Source organism: Paludibacter jiangxiensis (genome assembly GCF_001618385.1).
GTDB classification, from domain to species: domain Bacteria; phylum Bacteroidota; class Bacteroidia; order Bacteroidales; family Paludibacteraceae; genus Microbacter; species Microbacter jiangxiensis.
Genome location: NZ_BDCR01000003.1, coordinates 123,007 through 138,179 on the forward strand (window position 1 = coordinate 123,007; position 15,173 = coordinate 138,179).

Annotated in this window: 15 protein-coding genes; all 15 read left to right on the plus strand. The window is 39.3% G+C overall.

The genetic code is table 11. From position 1 onward, the window contains the following. Nucleotides 1-122 precede the first annotated feature (122 nt). Nucleotides 123-776 (plus strand): HD domain-containing protein, encoded by a 654-nt coding sequence (locus PJIAN_RS06955; RefSeq protein ID WP_068703460.1) that lies wholly within the window; start codon nt 123-125, stop codon nt 774-776. Nucleotides 777-1,370: 594 nt separating this feature from the next. Next, nucleotides 1,371-3,479 (plus strand): hypothetical protein, encoded by a 2,109-nt coding sequence (locus PJIAN_RS06960; protein WP_068703461.1) that lies wholly within the window; start codon nt 1,371-1,373, stop codon nt 3,477-3,479. A 196-nt stretch (nt 3,480-3,675) separates the two neighbouring features. Beyond that, nucleotides 3,676-4,473, plus strand: coding sequence for a PKD domain-containing protein (locus tag PJIAN_RS06965; protein ID WP_068703463.1), 798 nt, complete (start codon nt 3,676-3,678; stop codon nt 4,471-4,473). Nucleotides 4,474-4,601: 128 nt separating this feature from the next. Then, a complete protein-coding gene (locus tag PJIAN_RS06970; protein ID WP_068703465.1) occupies nt 4,602-5,198 on the plus strand; it encodes a DJ-1/PfpI family protein in 597 nt (198 codons plus the stop codon). Between the two features lie 246 nt (nt 5,199-5,444). Continuing rightward, nucleotides 5,445-6,290, plus strand: coding sequence for a hypothetical protein (locus PJIAN_RS06980; RefSeq protein WP_153802510.1), 846 nt, complete (start codon nt 5,445-5,447; stop codon nt 6,288-6,290). Between the two features lie 139 nt (nt 6,291-6,429). Beyond that, nucleotides 6,430-7,143 (plus strand): ankyrin repeat domain-containing protein, encoded by a 714-nt coding sequence (locus PJIAN_RS06985; RefSeq protein ID WP_068703471.1) that lies wholly within the window; start codon nt 6,430-6,432, stop codon nt 7,141-7,143. A gap of 124 nt (nt 7,144-7,267) precedes the next feature. Next, nucleotides 7,268-7,768: a GNAT family N-acetyltransferase gene (locus PJIAN_RS06990; RefSeq protein ID WP_068703473.1), complete on the plus strand. Its 501-nt coding sequence runs from the start codon at nt 7,268-7,270 to the stop codon at nt 7,766-7,768. Between the two features lie 55 nt (nt 7,769-7,823). After that, the gene (locus tag PJIAN_RS06995) at nt 7,824-9,239 is read left to right on the plus strand and encodes an SDR family oxidoreductase (protein WP_068703475.1); all 1,416 of its coding nucleotides are present in this window, start codon (nt 7,824-7,826) and stop codon (nt 9,237-9,239) included. Nucleotides 9,240-9,325: 86 nt separating this feature from the next. Beyond that, nucleotides 9,326-9,694, plus strand: a complete 369-nt coding sequence (locus PJIAN_RS07000) for a hypothetical protein (protein WP_068703477.1) — start codon at nt 9,326-9,328, stop codon at nt 9,692-9,694. 87 nt (nt 9,695-9,781) lie between these two features. Then, entirely contained in the window at nt 9,782-10,498 is a 717-nt protein-coding gene (locus PJIAN_RS07005; RefSeq protein ID WP_153802511.1) for a hypothetical protein, read from the plus strand. A gap of 219 nt (nt 10,499-10,717) precedes the next feature. Next, on the plus strand, nt 10,718-11,413 hold the full coding sequence (locus PJIAN_RS07010; protein WP_068703487.1) for a DUF5020 family protein: 696 nt from the start codon (nt 10,718-10,720) through the stop codon (nt 11,411-11,413). 78 nt (nt 11,414-11,491) lie between these two features. Then, nucleotides 11,492-12,865 carry an NCS2 family permease gene (locus PJIAN_RS07015; RefSeq protein WP_068703489.1) on the plus strand — a complete coding sequence of 458 codons (1,374 nt, stop codon included), beginning with the start codon at nt 11,492-11,494 and terminating at the stop codon, nt 12,863-12,865. Between the two features lie 135 nt (nt 12,866-13,000). Further along, nucleotides 13,001-13,921 carry a TIGR01777 family oxidoreductase gene (locus PJIAN_RS07020; RefSeq protein WP_068703491.1) on the plus strand — a complete coding sequence of 307 codons (921 nt, stop codon included), beginning with the start codon at nt 13,001-13,003 and terminating at the stop codon, nt 13,919-13,921. Next, a complete protein-coding gene (gene bla / locus PJIAN_RS07025) occupies nt 13,921-14,661 on the plus strand; it encodes a subclass B1 metallo-beta-lactamase (RefSeq protein WP_068703493.1) in 741 nt (246 codons plus the stop codon). Before PJIAN_RS07020 ends, bla begins: the two co-directional genes overlap by 1 nt. Before the next feature lie 84 nt (nt 14,662-14,745). Then, nucleotides 14,746-15,165, plus strand: a complete 420-nt coding sequence (gene ruvX / locus PJIAN_RS07030) for a Holliday junction resolvase RuvX (RefSeq protein WP_068703495.1) — start codon at nt 14,746-14,748, stop codon at nt 15,163-15,165. The last annotated feature ends 8 nt before the right edge of the window (nt 15,166-15,173 follow it).

The window sequence follows — 15,173 nt, forward strand, 5'->3', positions numbered from 1 at the left end:
AGCCAGAATACGCATTCCCCGCTTCTCCGCCCTAAAGGACGGAGTTAATAGAATCTGCGCAGGCCGCTTTGCAGATAATCGTAAAATAATATATTTACCCACCACCCTACTCTTATATTTCAATGAATCAACAGGAAATTATCGACCAGACAGCAACCTTCATTAAAGAACAACTCAGCGGCGAAAGCTCCGGCCACGACTGGTGGCACGTGTACCGTGTGCGGAAAAGCGCCGTACGCATCGGCAAGCAGGAGCAAGCCGACCTGTTTGTGGTGGAACTGGCCGCGCTGCTGCACGATATTGCCGACTGGAAGTTCCACGACGGCAACGACGAAGTGGGCCCTCAGCGAGCTGCCGAATGGCTTCAAACGCTACAGGTCGACGTAAACATCATTGCCCACGTATGCCAGATTATCCGCGACATTTCCTTCAAAGGCGCCGGCGTGACTACCGCAATGCACTCCATTGAGGGCAAAGTGGTGCAGGATGCCGACCGGCTCGATGCCATCGGCGCCATCGGGATCGCGCGTACATTCGCGTATGGCGGCAGCAAAGGGCGCGAAATGTATAATCCCGACGTATCGCCACTTCTTCACGACTCGTTTGAGGCATACAAGCAGAATCAAAGCCACACCATCAACCATTTCTACGAAAAACTCCTGCTGCTGAAAGAGCGCATGAATACCGCCACCGCCCGCCAACTGGCAGAACAACGCCATCGGGTGATGGAAGAGTACCTCGACCAATTCTACCGCGAGTGGGAAGGCGAAGCATAAAGCTTTGCCTCCCTCCGATAGCCTCAAACACGCATTTTGCTTAGCAATCTTCTACAATTATTGAATTAATCAATCTCGGATTAATCCAACAGAATCTTCTTTTCTACTCACCCACTAAGTAGCATTTATTTTATTAAATAAAGTTTTTATATTTACAAATCATTGATGCGTTGTTGTGGTTCAACGCTGTGTGGCAAAAAAACACATTATAGCACATTAAATAACAACCAATTACAATATATCGACTATCAGCAACCAAACTGGCACGACAGCTTATTTTAGCAAAAACACGAGAAAACCATAAAGTAAGTTAGACTACAACAGAAAACGCAGTGATTACTTTGAGACGCTTGTGGATGGATTTGTTTGGAGCGTAACTAAAGTGCCACGAGAACTAAACGATATTGCATTCTGTTGAAAACATTCGTAAGCGCAATAGATACCTAGAAGTCAAAAACAACACATACAACTATAAATCAAAACAGTAATCGAATATTCTAAGTCGAAAATTTACGAATGTTCGCAGGAGAAATTCTTTGTAAAATACAAATCTGACTTTATTTATATTCTAAACACAATAAATCACCAATTGAAATGAGTAACGAATCTCTCAGCCTTTTCAGATTGATAAATTCAATTGAAAATGGACTTGTACCTTTTGAAGCAAAGGCGATAAAGAAAAATATTTCTTCATTTTCCATTAATGAAGAAGTAAACCCTAAATATGTACAACCATTATTTAGTGAATTATATAGTAATGTTCAGCAAGGCATTTCGCCAAAAGTAATACTAATATCAGCAGCTGGAGCAACGGGGAAAAGCGAATTAACAAATTATTTATCAGCAAGTCTAAAAATGCCAATTTTTAATTTAAGCAATCACAGTCCTGTTGCAAGTAATTCTTTAACTGGCTTGTTTTTCGATTGTTTAGGTCATTTAGAACTTGGCAAATTTGTTGAAAAATTGAAATCAGGCCAATCTACACTGATCATAGATGCATTAGACGAGGGATATATTAAAACAACAGTCCAAGGTTTTAATTCTTTTTTGGACGAAATAGTTGAGATCAGTTCGGATTCAAAAGGAACTCCTTTTATTTTGCTTGGTAGAACTCAGGTAATGGAACATTGCATGTTTTATTTTGATGAGAAAAATATTGAAGCAAAACTTTTGAGTATTGAACCATTCACAGTTGACCAAGCAAAAGATTTTATTGATAAACAAATCAATGAACAGAAGTATATTCAGCAATATAAAGTATTACGAGACTTTATTATTCAATCAGTTGAAGGTTTTTTTCAAAGTCAATCAGAGGTAAATAAAAAACAATATAAATCGTTTATAGGTTATGCCCCAGTTCTATTATCAATCACAAAATTATTGCAAAAAGAATCTAATTATAAAGGACTTTTTGAAGAATTATCTCAAAAAGAAGACAAGGGTGTTGATTTAATAATTTCGATTGTTGAATATATTTTGCAAAGAGATAAAGAAGAAAAGATAAAGCTACAACTTTTGCCCAATTTATTAAAACATAGAGATGAAAGATTTTGCGAGTTGGTAAATGAAAAAGCATATTCAATTGACGAACAGTGTGCAAGACTTCTGCATTTGCAATTAACTAAATCTTTTTCTATTAGCTTAACAGAAGACACGCAATTTAATGGCCAATATGAAGAAAAAATTGCAGATTGGATAAAAGAACATCCATTTTTAGAAGGCTCTAAAATTCAAAATGCAGTATTTGAAAGTTACATCATTGCAAGATTAATATTAAATCCAATTTATAAAGAATCTGTTTACGAGTATTTAAAACTAAAGTATAAAGACGCATTTATGTTGTTCTTTATTTACGATAAACTTGATAATGCAAAGAATATCGAAAGTAGCTTTTTCCCATACTTGTATAATTCGTTAAAATCACTAGATGATAAATTTGCATATTCATCAATTAATATCGAGGAAAAGCGTTGTTCAGATGAACACGTAATTTGCGATGTTGAGTTTGCCTTAAGTGATAGAGAAGACCAATACAATTTCGAAATGATTGTTGATAAGAATGCTGATTTGTATCTCGGCAATTCTATATCAAATGCGTCCATAAACTCACCAATAAACATATTGCTTGATGGAAACCGCTGTGAATTGATATCTCCCGTAACTATTAATTGTCATAGAATAACAATTAATTCAAACGAATTTATACTGGAAAAAGGCATTAAAGATTCTGTTGGTGTAATTTTCGAATGTGACGAATGTAAAATTGATTATTCTAAAGGTCAAAATCCAACGGTATTAAGTCATCTTGATAAAAATCAAAAATTTCAAATTATTTCGGTGGAACGTCCTGAATTTCCTTTCTCTGACAGTTTTTTGAATAGTGATACTCTTGCCAAATTAGATCCTATGTTGAAGGAAAAATATCTAAAACTTAGAAAAATAATTGCATTATTTAGGTCCCATAGTAAAGGACGAATGGGGCGTTTTAGAGAGAAAATTGAGGATGAACGAGTGACTGGCTATACTGTTGGTAAAAAGGTACTTGCTTCTCTAATAAAAAGTAAAGTATTGTATTCGGAAGGTACTCAATATTTTATTGATCCCACTAAGATACATGAGCAACTTGGCGTTTCATATAATGAAATTAGATTACGTGAAATAAATGAAAAAACTATAGAATTCTTAAAAACAATTGACAACTAAATCTGTTGCTGCAACTAACATTGTTCCTTCCGACACCTCGGATATGTAGCAAACGGTCGCATCGGCGGATATGTGATCCTGAACAAAAGAACACCTCCGCTGCCGCACGATTAGTGCAGGGCATCACGTGCTGCCGGAGCTACTATGAAAATAAATGAACCATTTTTTGAAATATAAATCAAGTAAAAATGAAACTATGAAATATAAATTTATTGTTTTGGTAATTTTAATGGCTGCAATTTATAGTTGCAGCAACGATGCAATAGCGCCTGTTTCGTCCTTTTCTCTTAACGGAGATACAATTAGCACTCTGAAAGTCGGGACTTTTAATGAATTTCGGGTTACCAATAATTCAATCAATGCAGATTCGGTCCTATGGGATCTGGGAGATGGTCGCACTTCGAAAGAAAATGAATTTTTAGTGTCCTACCCAAAATCCGGGACTTATACCCTAAAACTTATTGCCAAAAATAGTAACGGAAGTTTTCGAACAACATCAAAAAAAATTGTCGTATTAGATAGAGTTCTAAAGCGAATAGAAATTTCAGCTGTTTACTGGGATCCTACGAATACAACTCAGGGGTGGCCGACAACTAATTCAAATGTTGATATATATTTCCAAATTCAACAGTTTACGGATAAGACGATGGATCCGATTGGCATTTATCCTAAATGTCCGGTATTATACACATCTCCAATTGTCAAAAATATCAGCAATCAGACCTACCGGCCGAAAGATCCGATTACCTTCTATCCTGACCAAAAATTTATCATAAATAAAGCACTTGTTCACAATCCTTATTATGGAGAAAGCAATGGTTATTTGTTTAGTGTGATGGCCAAAGACATAGACGGCAAAATTTATTGCTTAGCTAACAGTGCCTTTGTTGGAGAAGCGTTTGGCTTTCAAAGAGATAATGTAACAGAAAATTCATTTACAATAACAGGCGGAGCTGTCGGGACATATTTTAAATTAGTAGGAACATTTGAATGAGGCTTCTCGTACCGGAGATCATCAATCTGTCGCCGCAAAGAGTATAGGGATGTGCCATTTGTAACTGATTAGTTGCCATACCGCCAACGTTATGGCAAGCCAAATACGAGTGCTGAAAATAAACAGACATGCAAAATAAAAAAGTATTACTGTTTCTTTCTCAAGGATTCGAAGAATATGAAGCCGGAGTATTCACCGATGTGATTGGTTGGAGCAGGGAGTTAGGAAACGAACCTGTAGATATGATATCCACGGCACTCAGACCTGAGATTAAATGCAAGTGGAATCTAATTGTTCGTCCGGAGATTGAATTTGACAACGTAGACTTTGATGAATATGACGCTTTAGCAATTCCTGGTGGATTCAAAAATTCAGGATATTATGAAGATGTATTTGATGAACGATTTCAGGATGTAATACGCAGTTTTGACAAAGACAATAAAATAATTGCAGCGGTTTGCGCCGCCGCTGCACCGGTTGCAAAATCCGGTGTTTTAAAGGATCGAATGGCAACCACATACGATTTAACGGATATTTATGGGAGAGACTACCTTGCTGAATTTGGCGTCAACGTACAGGATAAGCATATAGTTATTGATAGAAATATTATTACCTCGACCGGCCCTGCCTCCGGATTAGATGTCGCATTTAAGCTCTTGGAAATGTTGACTTCGCAAAACAACGTAGATGAAGTAAAGAAACACATGCGTTTTACGAATAAATAAACAGCCAACGCCGTTCAATGTAACCTGTAAGTCCAATTGAGGTTCAACATATGGTTCTGACTTCGTCGGATATAAAAAGCACGATTCTTGCCTTGTCTCTCAAAAACAAGAACTTTTATTTGAACAAGAACATAGTCGCTAGTTTAGTCCAACAATCTGATTTTAAGAAACATCTACAAAAACAAGAGATCAACTTTAAAGACCGAGATAATACCTATTACATCCATTCGCCACAAAACAAAGGATATGAAAAACATAATGAAATTTTTATTACTTGGGGTCATTCTTATTTCATGTTCGAAAATGGAAGAAAATCCTGACAATCCTACAGATGACGCCCCGGAGCTTATTCAAATAAACGTAACTGTTTTATATTCTAACATATCGCTCTATAATCAGTCTGATTTCAAAATTACTTATGAATATGACACAAACAAAAGACTAATAAAACAAACAGGCAGTTTTATACAAGCTCCAAGTTCAACAGGCTACAGAAGCTTTTTTACTGATAACATTTATACTACGTTGACTTATAGAAATAATACTGTCACTGTTGAAGACTTTTCTTCTTCTACTGATTTTACCGTTCAAAAAAACACCCGATATTTCACCTTAAATTCTGAAAATCAAATCAATTCCAAGGAAATTCCGAGCAACAATAATTACGGATTGAAAAAACAAACTTTTATCTATGTAAATAATAAATTGTCTGAAATAAAAACCAGTTTTCCAAATATGCCTTATGATTCATCTGACCCAAATGATTATGTGACAACTTATTCTGAAAAATTTTATTTTGATACGAGCGGAAATTTATCCAAAACAGAATATGTTGAACAAAGAAATGGCGTAAATAAAGGGGAAAAAATTGTAAGGACATTTGCAAATTATGACAACTCGACAAATATCTTTAAAAGATTACAATTGTTAGATAATTTCTTTTACAGATCGCTGTCTAAAAATAATTTCAGAGAATATAGAGAAGTTCATTTTTATAACGACGTGGTAAATTACACGAATACAGATACATGCATCTTCGATTATGATTCTAATGGTCAAATAATATCTAACGGACGTTTCTTTTTCAGATAAACTAACGTCCGAAAGAAAGTCCCCGATGGCGCAAGTATACAAATCTCCGACGAAATAAAAAAATATCTGATATACAATTAATTGCCAGGCAACAGCAAATACACTCAACAGGAGCACCTCAAACAAAAATATTTACTCCATGAAAACAAATTATCTTCTCTTAATCTCTTTTCTAATTACTTGTAACGTATATTCTCAATCAATTTTCAAAGCGATTGAACAAAAGGATTACAGTAAAATAGAAGAACTTGCTGCAAACAAATCAAAGATCAACAAAACCAACTCTGACGGAATAACTCCACTATGGAAAGCAACGCTAATGAGTGACACTTTAGCAATGAATCTTTTATTAAAGAATGGCGCTAATCCAAATGCTCCGACAGATGGAGGGACAACCCCGATTTTTCTTTGTAGCGAAAATGGCTCAGTAGAATCAGCCAAATTGCTTTGTAAATATGGCGCTGATGTGAATTATTGCAAGAACAAATACAATTTAGCGCCCTTAAGACAAGCTGCAAGAAATGGGTATATTGACGTTGTACAACTCTTAATCAAACAAGGCGCTCAGATTGAGGCTAAAGCTGAGGACAAAGGAACAGCTTTATCTGCGGCTAGCCTTAAAGGACATATTGATATTGTCAAACTATTAATTCAGCTTGGAGCAAACTTTAACATAATCGATAAAGACGGTGAAACGCCTTTAATCAATGCATGTTCAGGTGGTAGAACTGACGTCGTTAAATACTTAATTGAAAAGGGGGCTGATAAAACTATCAAAAATAACAAAGGTCAAACAGCAATTGAAATCGCTCAGGATAAAGGGTTCTCACAAATTGTGAAAATATTAGAGTAGACTTGCAAGCCCCTGAGAGCACAAATAGGACAAATGCTCTCCCCTGGTGCCTGATTAAAAGAGAATCAAATGATCCGTAATAGAGAGAAACAAGCGCAATAGTGACTTTATTTACCTTATACAAATGATCATTGAAACACCCCGGCTATATCTTAGGCTCTTAACACAGGAGGATACCTCCGATCTTTCGTTGGTCTTGTCTGATCCGGAATCCATGAGGCATTATCCACATCCGTTTTCACAGGAGGAGGTTATGGAGTGGATAGATCGCAATATAAAACGCTATAACAGTGACGGATTTGGATTGTGGGCTGTCATACGAAAAGCCGATAATCAGTTTCTGGGAGATTGTGGAATTACCTTGCAGAACATCGATGGTGAAATTTTGCCGGAAATTGGGTTTCATATCATCAAAAAATACTGCAATGCGGGCTATGCCACTGAAGCGGCTGAAGCCTGTAAAAGATATGCCATTGAACGATTAGGCTATCAGTCGGTTTACTCCTATTCGGAGGTGGGAAACAAGGCTTCGCAGAGGGTTGCGTCGAAGATAGGAATGCATCCGGTCAAAACGTTCTGCAAAGATGGAATAGAAGAAGTGGTATATGTTTATAGTAGCGAATAGAGAACTGCTTTTGCAAACAGACAGAGCTTAGGTCGTTGTTTTTAATTGAAACAAAATGAAAATACTTCTAACCGGATCTTCCGGATACATTGGAAAACGGCTGCTACCTGTGTTAATTGAAAACGGGCATTATGTAATTTGCTGTGTTAGGGACATTAAGAGATTCTCTGTTCCGGAATCATTAAAATCAAGAATACAGGTAATTCAGGTCGACTTGCTCGATAATGATTCGCTGGCAAATATCCCCAAAGAGATAGATGGAGCCTTTTATCTGGTTCATTCTATGTCGTCATCATCCGACTATCATATTCAGGAACAGAAATCGGCAGAAAATTTCAGGAACGCAATGGCTCAAACCAGTGTGCGCCATGTTGTTTATTTAAGTGGAATAGTGAATGAAACGACATTGTCAAAGCACCTGTTATCAAGAAAAAATGTTGAACTGGAACTTAGTAAAGGGCACTATCATTTTACGACCCTCAGAGCTGGTATTATTATCGGATCGGGAAGTGCATCCTTCGAGATAATGCGTGATCTGGTAGAAAAGCTGCCTGTCATGGTTGCTCCGAAATGGTTAAACACGCGATGTCAGCCAATAGCAATATCAGATGTGATCAACATTCTCTCGAAGACAATATTCAACCCCCAAACATTCAATAAAAATTTTGATATAGGAGGACCTGATATTTTGACCTATAAAGAAATGCTGTTGAAATTTGCAGGTGTCAGAAAATTAAAACGGCACATTTTGATTGTCCCTGTTATGACGCCTAAATTATCGTCGTACTGGTTGTATTTTGTAACTTCAACATCGTACAAACTGGCTGTTGCCCTCGTAAATAGTATGAAAGTAGAAGTCGTTTGCCGTAATAATGATATTAATAAAATACTGGAGGTCGAACCCATCGACTACCAGACCGCATTAGAAAGAGCATTTAGTAAAATTGAAAGCAATGAGGTCGTCTCCAGTTGGAAAGATGCTTTCATAAGTAGCAGTTTTAACCTGAATATATCAGAATTTATTACTGTCCCAACTTTTGGATGTTTTCAGGACATTAGAGAAAAAGCAGTCATTGACAGGGACGAGTGTACCAACAAAATATGGTGTATTGGAGGCGAAAATGGGTGGTATTATGCCAATTGGCTATGGCGCATAAGGGGAATCCTCGATAAGATAGCCGGTGGTGTTGGTTTAAGAAGAGGTCGTACGTCGACCAATTCATTAAACGTTGGGGATGCATTGGACTTTTGGAGAGTATTGTATGCAGACAAAACGGAAGGCCGCTTACTGCTGTTTGCCGAAATGAAATTGCCGGGTGAAGCATGGCTGGAGTTCAGAATTGTTGAAAATAAATTGATACAAACAGCGACATTCCGACCAAAAGGCTTAATGGGACGTTTATACTGGTTTACAGTTCTTCCTTTTCATAGTTTCATTTTCAAAGGGATGATTCGAAAACTAACCCAATAGAGTAAAAGCACGCAAGAAAGCGGGCATTCCAAGATTAAATGATACCTGAACAGAGCAGTTTGCCCACACCAATAAAATTATTTATTATGAAGAAAATTTTAGTAGTAGCCGTTTTGATGGCCGGATGTTTTTTGCCGGCATTTGCTCAACGCGTCATCGTATTCCGCAACAAGTTGCTTCAACCAGACTCTGCTCTTTATCAAAGGGCATTAAAAAACAACCAGCCAGCAAACTACACATGGAAAGATGGCAACTCTGAATGGAAATTAAATAATCAGGGAGGCAATAACCGCTTACAACTTCCGGACTTGAAAGGCGGAAATCTGAATCTTGCAATGAATAGACCCCTTGAAATGGAAAAAATGCCGTGTGTAAAACCTTCGGGAAATTATCGGATACCCGTCAGCAAACCCGATTCGACTGTAAAACATACCCTGTTGATAAAGAAGTTCTGATGAAAGTTGCGTCGACTTTGCAATAACGAGTGATTGAAATTTGCTAAAATTTACTGCCATGCTATACCAAATGAAAATTATTACTTTATGAAATCGCTGCTTTTCATTCCGCTTCTTTTTTGTGCATTCCATTGCTTTGGACAATCGTCTGACATTAAAATCAACAACGATTATTTTCTTTTGGGGACTCTAAACGATTACATGGGAAGGGACAAATACAGCGAGGTAGCCAATCGGGTTGATGAGTATTATCCGAATGAAAAACCTCTTGTGTCCGTGCTTGATTCAATCTACAAAAACAGTTATCCGGATTTGGCTTTGGCGACAAGCCCCCAAACGGGCAGATTAGAATTGCGGTCAACGCTTCTATCACAAAAAATAAACGATTTCTATGATTTTCAGCCTTCTGGTCGTGGCACTTATTGCGGAAAAGCCGATTTCAAAACATTAAATCTTGACTCATTAGCAAAAACACCTGATTTTCACTCAAAATATTTCGAATCAGTTTATACTGGAAGTGTGAAGACCGACATTTTTACAAGCGACTCCGAACGGTTTTCTTTCATTGCGGGAGCATACATCCGGTTTGGAGGCAAAAAAGATTCGCTTTACTACATAAGTATTTCAAATTCCACCAGCAAGGTGAAAGTTCTGGCAGAACAATTGAAATACCTGAAATGCACCAACGTGGACTATGTTATAAAAAAAGACTACATCCCCTGTGGTCACACAGTGTATTTTACCCCAACGGAAGAATTGAGAAACTATCTTGAAACAAGCTATCGAAAGCAGGGGCATTTGTAGAGAACGTCAAGACGGGCTGTTGTATCAATATTCGCTTCCATGAGGACTATATTTTCAACTCAATAAAAGTTATTTAAAACAAATACTAATTTTAGCCCTGTTTTGTAATTAAAATAAAATTTGCACCTTTGCAATTCCAATTAATTTTTCTGACAGCCATTTTATGAGACTCATATTCTGGCTGTTTTTTAATTTATCATTCACCTTCAAAAACCAATTATGAAAAAAATTCTGACTTTAGCTGTAGTATTAATGGCAGCTGTAACCATGAATGCGCAGACCGATGTGCAGGCTCTTTACCATTTCAAAAATGGCGAAAAACACCTCACTTCAACCGTCGAAATGTTCAAAACCGACAATCACGGTAGCAACTATTTCTTCGTTGATATGGATTATGGTGTTGGAAGTGTAAAAGGTGTCAGCTCTGCTTATTGGGAAATCTCCCGCGGCATCAAATTCTGGAAATCACCGTTCGAAATCCACGTAGAATATGATGGCGGTTTAGGTCAGTATTATACTCCGGTAGGAAACGGAGCCTACACCATTAACGATGCATGGTTGTTTGGTGGACAGTACACATGGAACACAGCCGATTTCTCTAAAATCTTCACGCTTCAGGCTATGTACAAGACGATCCGCGACAAAAACAAAGCTTCGTTCCAGCTCACCGGTGTTTGGACATTGAAATTCTTCAAAGACAAATTTACAGCCAGTGGTTTTGCCGATTTCTGGAAAGAAGACAATTCATATGCTGATGGCAGAACCAGCAAATATGTGTTTGTTTCTCAACCTCAGTTCTGGTACAACGTAGACAGCCACTTCTCTGTAGGTAGCGAAATTGACCTGAGCTGCAGCTTTGCCGGTAACAGAAAATTCTATTTCGATCCGACTCTGGCCGCTAAATGGACATTCTAATTGCAGAGCAAAGAATAAAAACAAAAGAGTAAAGACATTAGATCATTATCTCAATAAACCATTTATAAACAAACTATTATGCTGGATCGTTTTTTCAAGCTCACCGACAATAAAACCAACGTTCGCACGGAGGTGATTGCCGGTGTCACCACATTTATGACGATGGCATATATCTTGTTCCTTAATCCGAACATTCTTTCGGTAACCGGAATGGATAAAAATGCCGTGTTCTTCGCTACTGCCGTTGGTGCAGGTATCGTAACTATCGCAATGGGTCTGATTGCCAACTTCCCGATGGCATTGGCTCCTGGTATGGGTCTCAACGCACTGTTTGCTACCGTTGCCGTAGCAGGTGTTGGTATGATGTCATGGCAAGTAGGGCTGGGCGCTGTATTTATTTCGGGTATCATCTTTATCATTCTCACGGTAACCCGCGTCCGACAAATACTGGTTGTAGCCGTTCCTACCTCCATGAAACTGGCAATTACGGTCGGTATCGGGTTGTTTATCACCATCATTGGGTTGAAGCTTTCCGAAGTAATGACCGTTAGCACAGCTGCTATTCAACCTACAATGGATGCAATGGGTAAAAACGGCGGTCATGCGCTGCTGAAATTCTTCGAGTGGAATGTTGGTATCGGTTCTTTCAAGAATCCATCCATGTTACTCTGCATCATCGGCCTTACCATCACAGCCATTTTGATGGCCCGTAAAATAAAAGGAGCTTTATTAATCGGTATCGTGGTTACCACCCTGATCGGAATTCCAATGGGTGTTACCGTTATTCCGGCTAACTTCACCTTCTTTGCATTGCCCGATTTCCACAACCTGGCAGTTGGCGCACTCGACATCAAAGGCGCATTCAGCATGGGTATCTGGACGGTAGTGTTCACCTTTACTTTCGTTGAATTGTTCGATACATTCGGAACGCTGGTCGGAACTGCCAACAAAGCAGGCCTGATCGACAAAGACGGTAACTCTCCCAAAATCGGAAAAGCGATGCTGGTAGATGCTATCGGGGTATCGTTTGGTGCATTGATGGGAACATCAACCATCACCACGTACGTGGAAAGTGCAGCCGGTATCGGCGAAGGTGGCCGCACAGGTCTTACCGCCATCACCACCGGTTTGCTCTTCCTGTTGGCGCTGTTGATTGCTCCGCTGGCTCAGCTGATTCCTGATGCTGCCACTGCTCCCGCATTGATTATCGTGGGTGTTTTGATGGCCTCGTCTATCGTTGATATCGACTTCAAAGACTTTACCGAAGGTTTTCCTGCATTCATGACTTTTGCCCTGATGCCTTTCACTTATAGCATCGCAAATGGTATTGCAGGCGGTATTGTTTTCTATACAATTTTGAAAGTTGTAACCGGTCAGGGCAAGAAAGTACACTGGATGATGTACCTGCTCTTCGCACTGGTAGTAGCCCGTTACATATTCCTGAGCGAATAAACAAGCTACTCATAAATAAACGAAAGCCCTTTGATGCTCTATCGCTCAAAGGGCTTTTTTATGAATTAAAATTTGCTTTTGACAAAGAAATTATTCAACTTTGAAATCTGTTCTTTTGTCTATAACCTTATTACTATGGCAACAATCCTCATTACCGGTGGCACTGGTCTTATCGGCAATTATCTCTCGCGGTTTCTCAAAGAAAAAGGCCACACGGTTGCCCTGCTGAGTCGTTCGGGCAAGCATTCGGAAGAATTTCCTGTCTATTTCTGGGACATCGACAAACAAATTATCGACCCGAAAGCTATCACTTCGGCCGACTATATCATCCACCTTGCCGGAGAAAACATAGGGGCAAAACGATGGACGGAAGAACGCAAAAAAGAGATTATCTCCAGCAGGATTCTGCCAACACAGCTTCTTTTCGATGCCATATCGAAAAGCTCGCATAAACCCGCAGCTTTTATTTCAGCTTCTGCCATAGGATATTATGGTGCCGTCACTTCATCGCATATCTTTACCGAGACAGATCCGGCGGCAAACGACTTTTTGGGCCATACCTGTCGCCAGTGGGAAAGCGAAGTTGACCGTTTTCAGGAACTCGCAATCAGAGTTGTCAAAATCAGAACCGGAATTGCCTTAACCTCTGCGGGAGGAGCTCTCGAGAAGATAAAAAAGCCTGTAGCCCTCGGACTTGGTGCTCCCTTAGGCTCTGGCAATCAATATATGCCTTGGATACACATTGACGATTTGTGCCATATCTATCTGAAAGCCATTGAGGATGCAACCATGCAAGGAGCTTATAATGCAGTAGCTCCGGAGCATGCAACCAACCGAGAGCTAATGGAAGCCATTGCCCGGGTGTTGCACAAAAAAATCCGTCTTCCGAAAATACCATCCACCGTGCTCAAATTAGCTTTGGGGCCAATGTCCGAAATGCTATTAACCGGAAGCCGTGTTTCGTCCGAAAAACTAATTGAGTCAGGCTTTCAATTCCGTTTCGCTAACCTTCAAGGTTCACTTACTGATTTATTAAAAAAAGAAATCCGGTTATAATGAAAATAAGATCAATTATCCTGTTTATTCTCATATTGTTGCAAAGTCCGGTAGCGGGACAAAACGCAACAAATAAAATCAAAATTTCCGACGACATTGATCTGATCCGGCTTTCACCCAACGCCTATATTCACGTGTCGAGGGCTTCTATGGGCTCATTCGGGATGGTTTCATCTAACGGATTGATTTTTATTGAAAAAGGCAAAGCATTCCTTTTCGACACTCCTGCCAACAACACTCAAACAAGGACATTGGTAAAATGGGTGGAGGATTCGCTACATGTCAGATTTGCCGGATTCGTACCCAACCACTGGCATGAGGACTGTATGGGAGGGCTTGGCTACCTCAAAACACGTCACATTCCATCGTATGCCAACCAGATGACCATCGCTCTTGCCAAACAACATCACCTTCCCGTTCCGGATAAAGGATTCAAAGATTCGCTGATTCTGCATCTTGGTAACAAAAGGGTAGAATGTTATTATCCGGGTAAAGGCCATTCCACAGACAATATCGTGGTATGGATTCCATCCGAAAAAATATTGTTTGCCGGCTGCATGGTAAAAGAGATGAAGGCAAATACCAAAGGCAATCTCTCGGATGCAGACGTAAAAGCCTGGCCTGCTACTATCAAAAAAGTGATGGCAAGATTTCAATCTGCCCGCATCGTGATTCCCGGACACGGAGAGGCCGGAGGGTTTGAATTGTTGCAACACACCATAGAAGTCGTCTGCAAATAGCCTCTACCCGACGATTCCGATTCTCACACAGTTGCAATCTAACTCTATTTTACTACCTTTGCATGAAGTTTTTAAGATACAAACATGGGCAGAATACTCGCCATTGATTACGGACAAAAACGCGTCGGAATCGCAGTTACCGATATACTGCGCATCACGGCTAACGGACTGACAACAGTACCTGTTGCGCAGATATTTGAGTTTTTGACAGACTATTTTACCAAAGAGCAGGTAGACACGGTAGTGGTAGGCTTACCCAAGCAAATGAACAACCAACCGTCGGAATCGATGCGTTTTATAACTCCGTTTGTCAATGGATTTAAAAAGCGGTTTCCTGCAATGACAATAGAGATGTATGATGAGCGTTTCACTTCCGTGTTGGCACACAAAGCCATGCTCGATGGAGGACTAAAGAAAAAAGCCCGTCAGGACAAATCGTTGGTCGATCAAATCAGTGCCACCATCATTTTGCAATCGTATCTTGAAAGCAAAAGACAATTTTGATTTATTAA